Source organism: Streptomyces sp. NPDC001709 (genome assembly GCF_053596375.1).
The window spans coordinates 1-3,713 of the sequence record NZ_JBSFGB010000124.1; the positions used below are offsets into that span (position 1 = coordinate 1).

Genomic DNA, 3,713 nt, shown 5'->3' on the forward strand with positions numbered 1-3,713 from the left:
AGCGCCTGAGCCGCGAAAGCCGCCGGCACCGAACCAGCCCCGAGCCCCTCACCAGACTCCGCGCCGGCCCACAACTCCAACAACCGCACGCGCTCTGTCTCCGACAGAATTTCCGCTTCACCGATCCGGCGGTCGGGAGCGGTGCAGAGCTGTGTCAGCACCCGTACCAGCTGGGCCACCATCCGTTCGGCAGTGCCCTTCTGGAAGACGTCGGTGTTGTACTCCAGCATTCCGTCGAGCCCGGCCGGACGGTTTTCGGCCTCGTAGTGCTCGTTGAGGATGAAGCCAAGATCAAACTTGGCCGTACGGGTACTGAATACTTCCTCGGCTTCAGTCACCACGCCGGGCAGCGAGAACTCGTATCCACCGGTGTTCTGCAGGACCACCATGACCTGGAAGAGCGGATGCCATGACAGCGAGCGAGTCGGATTGACGGCCTCGACCACGCGCTCGAACGGCACGTCCTGGTGCATGTAGGCGGTCAGGGCGGTCTTGCGGACCCGCTCCAGAAGTTCCCGGAATGTCGGGTTCCCTGAGGTGTCGGTCCGCAACACGAGCGTATTGAGGAAGAGACCGACCAGATCGTCGAGGGTCTCGTCGGTGCGTCCCGCGCTCGGGGTGCCGATCGGGATGTCCGACCCCGCGCCCAGTCGGCTCAGCAGGGTGGCGACAGCGGCCTGGAGCACCATGAACACCGTGGTGTTCGTGTCCCGGGCCATGTCGATGAGCGTGCGGTGCAGCTCGGGGCCGATCCGGACCGGAACCATGTCGCCGCGGTAGCTGGCCACCTTCGGCCGGGGGCGGTCGAAAGGCAGCTCAAGCCGGTCAGGGCTACCCTCCAACGCCTGTGTCCAGTAGGCAAGTTGCTTGCTCACCAGGGAGTTGGGGTCATCTTCCGCGCCGAGGAGCTGTCGCTGCCACAGGGTGTAGTCCGCGTACTGCACCGGGAGCGCGGCCCACGTCGGTGCCTGACCCTGGAGCCGGGCGCGGAACGCGGTCTCCAGATCGCGTCCGAGAGGCCCCATCGAAGCGCCGTCGCTCGCGATGTGGTGCATGAGCAGCAGCAGTACCCGCTCCTTCGGAGTGACTGTGAACAGCGTTGCTCGCAGTGGCGGTTCGGCGGACAAGTCGAAGACATACTGCCCGGCCGTCTGCAGCGTCGCATTGAGTTTATTTGCGCCACAGCTGACGTGGTGCAGCTTCAGGTCGACGGCGTCCGCTGCCAGCACTGTCTGGGCCGGGGTTCCGTCGATCTCCTGGAAGACCGTCCGCAGGCTCTCGTGCCGTACCACCACATCGTTCAACGCCTGTTCGAGGACATCCGCGTCCAGGTCCCCGGTGATCCGGAACGCCACCGGAACGTTGTAGGTGGCACTCGCCCCTTCCAGCTTGTTCAGGAACCACAGCCGGTTCTGCGCCGGCGACAGCGGAACCAGCTCCGGACGCTCCATCACCGTCAACGCGGGCCTGGCCGAACCCGCCTCCGCGACCCGCCCCGTCAACGCCGCAACCGTGGGAGCCTCGAACAAGGTCCGCACCGGCAACTCGACACCCAGGACCGACCTGATCCGGCTGACCACCCGGGTCGCCAGCAGTGAATGTCCGCCCAACTCAAAGAAGCTGTCGTCGATACCCACCGCCGGCACGCCCAGGATCTCCGCGAACAGCCCGCACAGGATCTCCTCCTGCGGAGTCCGCGCACCACGCCCGCCCACCTCCGCCTCATACACGGGCGCGGGCAGAGCCCGCCGGTCCAGCTTGCCGTTCGTCGTCAACGGCAAACGGTCCAGCACCACGAACGCCGAGGGAACCATGAACTCCGGCAACAGCCCACCCACATGAGCACGCAGGGCATCCACGCCCACCCCACCGCTCCCGGACGCGGCCACCACATAACTCACCAGACGCTTGTCACCCGGCCGGTCCTCCCGCACCAGGACCGCAACCTGTGACACCGCCGGGTGACGACCCAGCACCGCCTCGATCTCGCCCAGCTCGATGCGGAAGCCGCGGATCTTCACCTGGTCGTCGACCCGGCTGACGAACTCGAGCTGGCCGTCACCTCGCCACCGCACCAGGTCACCGGTGCGGTACATACGGCTTCCGGCCGGGCCGAAGGGATCGGCCACGAACCGCTCCGCCGTCAGACCCGGGCGCCGCAGGTACCCCCGGGCCACGCCCACGCCCGCGATGTACAACTCTCCCGGCACCCCTCGCGGCGCCAGCCGCAGCCGCTCGTCCAGGACGTACGCTCGGGCGCCCCTCACCGGGGCTCCGATGGGGGTGGACGCGGACGGATCGGTGCCGGACAGCGGCTCGCTGGCCGTCGCCGAGATCGTCGACTCGGTGGGCCCGTAGAGGTTCAGCATCCGCCGTCCGTCCGCCCAGCGCGCGGTCAGTGCCGGGGGGCACGCCTCGCCGCCGACGCTCAGCACACGCAGGGCGGGGAAGTGCCGCGCCGGCAGGGTGGCGAGCACGCTGGGCGGCATGTCGGCGCAGGAGATCCGGCGCTGCTCCAGATAGTCGCCGAGGGCGTCCCCGACCAGGGGGCCGGGCGCGGGGACGACGAGGGTCGCGCCGAAGCAGAACGCCCGGAGGAAGTCCTCGAAGGCCATGTCGAAGCTGATCGAAGCCAACTGCAGGACACGGTCGCCCGGCCGGACCTGGTACTTCTCCGCCAGTGTGGCGGCCAGCGCGCAGATGCCGCGGTGGGTGACGGCCACGCCCTTGGGCGTGCCGGTGGAGCCCGATGTGTAGACGGTGTACGCCAGGTTTTCGGGCCGGAGCCGAGCCGTCCGCTCGGCATCCGTGGGATCGGCACCGTCGAGTCCGGCCAGGGCCACGGGGTCGTCCAGGACCAGGGTGGCCGGGCCGCCCTGCGGGAGCCGCCCAGCCACCTCTCGGCTGGTGAGCACGCGGACCGGGGCGGCGTCCTCAAGCATGAACGCGATGCGGTCCGCCGGGTACTCCGGATCGACGGGGAGGAAGGCGGCGCTGGCCTTCAGGATGCCCAGCAGTGCCGCCACCATCTCCACCGACCGGGGCACCGCCAGCGCCACCAGTTGCTCGGAGCCGACGCCCTGCCGGATCAGCCAGCGGGCCACTTGGTTGGCCCGCGTGTTCAGCTCGGCATAAGTGAGTACGGTGCCTTCGTGCTCCAGCGCCGGTGCGTCGGGACGGAGCGCTGCCTGCTCCTGGAACAGGTCGGTGAAGAACCGGTGCTCAGGGGCCGGGCCCCCTGCTCCCTCGGCGAGCAGCTCGCTCTGCTCGGTCGGGGAGAGCAGTTCGGCCGTGCTGATCGGCAGGTCAGGGCGCTCGGCGAAGGCCGCCAGCAGCAGCCGGAGACCCTCGATGAACCGCTCCGCGGTGCTCACGTCGGACAGGTCGGTGCGGTACTCCAGGAAGCCGTCGAGCCCCGCGGGTTCCCCGGCGCCGTCTGCGGCCTCGTAGAAGTTGAACGTGAGATCGAAGCTGGTCACGTCTTTGGTGAGGTCTTCGGTGACGGCCGACAGACCGGGCAGGTCGAACGCGGGGGCCACGTTGCTGTGCAGCACCAGCATGACCTGGAACAGGGGATTGCGGGCCAGCGACCGCTCCGGGTTGAGGATCTCCACCAGTCGTTCGAACGGTACGTCCTGGTGGGAGTACGCGGCCAGGTCGGTCTCCCGGGTCCGGGCGAGCAGTTCCCGGAACGTCGGGTTGCCCGAGGTGTC

Annotated in this window: 1 protein-coding gene; it reads right to left on the reverse strand. The window is 68.8% G+C overall.

Features of this window, described 5'->3' with window-relative positions:
* Positions 1-3,713 (reverse strand): amino acid adenylation domain-containing protein (locus ACWC0C_RS48075; RefSeq protein WP_450871511.1); only part of this gene is annotated, 3,713 nt, incomplete at both ends.